This is a genomic window from Streptomyces sp. NPDC007088 (genome assembly GCF_042869355.1).
Lineage (GTDB): Bacteria > Actinomycetota > Actinomycetes > Streptomycetales > Streptomycetaceae > Streptomyces.
In genome coordinates, this window is the sequence record NZ_JBIAFO010000045.1 from 1 (window position 1) to 3,191 (window position 3,191).

Annotated in this window: 2 protein-coding genes and 1 pseudogene; 1 reads left to right on the forward strand and 2 read right to left on the reverse strand. The window is 69.0% G+C overall.

Going from position 1 to position 3,191, the window contains the following annotated elements:
* Positions 1-145 precede the first annotated feature (145 nt).
* Positions 146-1,021, forward strand: a complete 876-nt coding sequence (locus ACFYMP_RS32130; protein ID WP_388864225.1) for an IS5 family transposase — start codon at positions 146-148, stop codon at positions 1,019-1,021.
* A 10-nt stretch (positions 1,022-1,031) separates the two neighbouring features.
* Here the strand turns inward: ACFYMP_RS32130 and ACFYMP_RS32135 are convergent.
* Positions 1,032-1,507 (reverse strand): annotated as a pseudogene (locus ACFYMP_RS32135) (hypothetical protein).
* Positions 1,508-1,560: 53 nt separating this feature from the next.
* Positions 1,561-2,976: an MFS transporter gene (locus tag ACFYMP_RS32140; RefSeq protein ID WP_388864226.1), complete on the reverse strand. Its 1,416-nt coding sequence runs from the start codon at positions 2,974-2,976 to the stop codon at positions 1,561-1,563.
* Positions 2,977-3,191 lie beyond the last annotated feature (215 nt).

Below are 3,191 nucleotides of genomic sequence, written 5' to 3' on the forward strand. Positions count from 1 at the left end.
CGTCGCAATCCACACCGAACCCGGAAGGCCCTCACTCGTTCAAGATCCCCAGATGGTGATCGCTGTCACCGCACCCAACCTCCGTGGACAGAACAGCTAGGGCGTATATCGAAAGTGGAACTTGGGCTGTGAATGATCACGGTTCATGGGGCGGGGAGATCTCACGGACGAGCAGTGGGCAGTCCTGGAACCGTTGTTGCCCAGGGGCACCAGGGCGGGGCGGCCACCGGCCTGGCATCGGCGACGGCTGATCGACGGCATACGGTTCAGGGTTCGGACCGGTGTTCCGTGGCGGGACGTGCCCGTCGAGTACGGACCGTGGGGCCGGGTCTACGACCTGTTCCGCCGATGGCAGCGAGCGGGCATCTGGCATCGCATCCTCACCCGGTTCCAGGCCCTGTCTGACGCGAAAGGCGCGATCACGTGGGACCTGAGCATCGACTCCACAGTGTGCCGCGCCCACCAGCACGCGGCCGGGGCCCGCAAGCAGGGCGACCTGCAGAAGGAACCACCAGGCGGCGTATTCACCGAGCCCGGAGATCACGGACTGGGCCGCTCGCGCGGCGGGTTTACGACCAAGCTGCATTTGGCTGCCGAGCAAGGTCAGAAGCCCATGTCGATCGTGGTCACGGCTGGACAGCGCGGCGACTCGCCGCAGTTCGAACACGTCCTGGAGAAGGTCCGCGTGCCGCGCATCGGGTTGGGCCGGCCGCGTGTCCGACCCGACCGGGTCCGCGCGGACAAGGCGTATGCCTCCCGCGAGAATCGTGCCTACCTGCGCCGCCGCGGGATCCGCTGCACCATCCCCGACAAGGCTGCCCAGGTGCGCAAACGCAGAAGGCTCGGATCCCGCGGTGGCCGGCCACCGCGCTTCGACCCGCTCGACTACCGCGAGCGTCATGCGGTGGAGTGCGGGATCAACCGCCTCAAGAGAAACCGCGCCGTCGCCACGCGATATGACAAGCTCGCGGTCCGCTACGAGGCGACCGTCCTCGTCGCGGCCATGAACGAGTGGTTGTGACCCTCGGCCCTTACGCGGCGGGATCCACATTCCACGTCTCCGGCAGACCGCTGCCGCAGAAGACGCAGGCGAAGTCGTCCTCGCGCACGATGTTGTGCTCCTGGCAGCCAGGACAAGGGCGGAACAACACCTCGTGAGTGAAACCGGAGGGTCGTTCGAGCCCTACCTCGTCCAGAGCACGAGCGACTTCCGACCAGAAGCCGATGTCGGGGCAATACCCGGTGGACTGATTGCTGACCTCGCTCACGGCCCCACCGGTCCGCCTCGCACAAAACTGATCTCGTCGGCACTCAAGACCATGGCTCCGCCGGCGCAGGCCACGTGCTCGCTCCGTCGAGGCGCCACCCGAAGCGCACCGTCCACGCCAACCACGAAGGTGACCGGCTCGGCCAATTCCGCCGCCGATCGCCCAGCGATCCAGTCGCCGAATTCAACTGCCGAACTGATCCGGCACCCACCGCCGCCAGGCCGGACCGCAGCCTTCAGCTCGACCTGTCTGACGTATCGGCGGCTCTCTCTCCCCCGCACTCATAGGCAACCTAGAGCACTTCCAACCGCGTCCGTCCACCCAACACAAGTGGCAACACCCCCGGTACGAGCAGTGCCCCGAACGCCACGCCGTAGCAAGCCAGGTGGGGCGCTTTGAAGGCCAGGGAGACATTGAGGACGGCAGTGGCCAGGCCCAAGACCGCGATCTGGCCGAGGTTCTGGCTGGTCTGCATTGCCCCGCTCGCCTGCCCCTGCCGCCCAGGGCCACTGTGCGCCAGCGAGAGCACGGTGAGCGCGGGCGCCATCATTCCCATGCCGACCGCAGCCAGCGGCATCGCAGCGGCGCCGACGAGCGCGGGCACCCCGGGCAGCGTCCCCGCGATCGCCACTGCGACCGCCGCCGTCTGCACCCCGGCGCCGACGCCAACCAGCCGGTGCCGGGGCCACCCGTCCAGCCATCGCCCCTGCACCCACGAACCCGCCGCCCACACCACCGCGGCGCTGGTGAACACCAAGCCGATCACGACCGCGTCCACCTTCCGCTCGGCGACGAGCATCAGCGGCACGAACGCCTCCAGCGTGAAGAACACGCCCGAACTCAAGCCCCTTAGCAGCACGGTGGCGGGCAGCCCGGACGCGGACCGCCAGGTCCCGACAGGCAGCAGTCGCGGGGCGAGCGCCACGAGGAGCACAGCCCCGGCCCCGGCGAGCACCGCGTGCCGCACGTTCCACCCGGACACCCCGTACTGGCCGAGCGCTGCGCCCACGCTCACCGCGAGCGTGACGAGGAGCGCGGGCCGCGCTGTCGTCTCGCGGGGCCGGTCGTCGGACCAAGCCCGGCCCCGCAGCACGACGATCATCGCGAGCGACGGCACCAGGGTCAGCGCGGCCAAGCCGTAGAACACGGCACGCCACGACCACGTCTCGGTCACCAGTCCGGCCAGCGGCGGCCCGGCGAGCGACGGCACGATCCAGCCTGCGCTCATCAACGCCAGCGCCCGGGGCTGCAACCGCTCCGGATACGCCTCACCGATCGCGGTGTTGACCGATACGGCGACCATCCCGGCCGCGAGCCCGTCCAGGAACCGCCCGGCCGCCAGCTGCCAGATCGACGTACTGCTCGCGGCCACGAGCAAGGTCAGCACGGTCAGCACCATGCCCGCCGCGAGCGGCCGCCTGGCCCCGGAGACATCCGCCCAGTGCCCGCCGAGCACCCCACCGAACATCCCCGCCGCCACGAAACACCCCGCCACAAGCGGAAAGAGCGCCACCCCATCGAGCGCCTCGGCAGCCGTCGGCAAGGTGGGCACAACCGCGAGCGCCGCGAAACCGGTCAAGAACATGGTCGCGAGAAAGGTGACACTGGCAGCCACATAGGGCCGCGAGAACAGCCCGCTGTCGTCGTCCGCCGCGGCGATCTCCGGTAGAAGGGGCGAGAGTTCGGGGGAGTCCGTTGGTCGCGTCATAGCGCACACAGGAGTACCGACCGACACGCACCCCCGTCAACAGGTTTAGACCAGCACTCTTGCGCCGCCCCGATATCGCTACGCCACTTTCGACACAGGCCCTAAGGGCTGTCCCGTAACCCCTGGTGGATCAGCGCGCGGCGTCAGATGTGGTGCATCGCAAGGCGCCGGAGCGCCCTCATCGCGGAGCGATTCGGGCGTTTCGGCAACGCGGC

Excerpts from the sequence above, each read along its gene's own strand:
- ACFYMP_RS32130 (WP_388864225.1), top strand. The coding sequence starts at position 146 with ATGGGGCGGGGAGATCTCACGGACGAGCAGTGGGCAGTCCTGGAACCG.
- ACFYMP_RS32140 (WP_388864226.1), bottom strand. The coding sequence starts at position 2,976 with ATGACGCGACCAACGGACTCCCCCGAACTCTCGCCCCTTCTACCGGAG.